The 530-nt window shown below is 40.4% G+C and carries 1 rRNA gene; it reads left to right on the plus strand.

The window, feature by feature from the left end:
* Positions 1-348: 348 nt before the first annotated feature.
* Positions 349-530 (plus strand): 16S ribosomal RNA (locus QSJ81_RS25680); the annotation flags it as partial.

Raw genomic sequence — 530 nt, forward strand, 5'->3', positions numbered from 1 at the left:
GAGGATAGGTAGTTGCCGGTTAGAGCACTCATTCTTTGTGAGTGCTCTATTATTTTCTCTAAATAGTACTTGACATAACGTGTGACTTGATGTTATACTAAGTAAGTTGTCAGCGGGGCTGGCAATAAGTACTAAAATAATTATGTTGACATGGTGAATAAAACTGTGTTATACTAATATTCCGGTTGCGAAAGCGGCCATGTGTTCCTTGAAAACTAAACAATGTAAGTAAGGTTAAAATAAGCCAGATGTGCGGTACTCGTTTGAGTACAAAACAAAGTTGATCCACTTCGGTGAGATTAACAAAAGCTAGTTTTTTAAAGAGCCATCAAGGTTCTCTAATATAATTTATTGGAGAGTTTGATCCTGGCTCAGGACGAACGCTGGCGGCGTGCCTAACACATGCAAGTCGAACGGAGATTTCAGCAATGGAATCTTAGTGGCGAACGGGTGAGTAACGCGTAGACAACCTACCTTCTAGATGGGGACAACACTGCGAAAGTGGTGCTAATACCGAATGTTGTATTTTA

Source organism: Pelosinus sp. IPA-1, assembly GCF_030269905.1.
In the GTDB taxonomy this organism is placed as follows: domain Bacteria; phylum Bacillota; class Negativicutes; order DSM-13327; family DSM-13327; genus Pelosinus.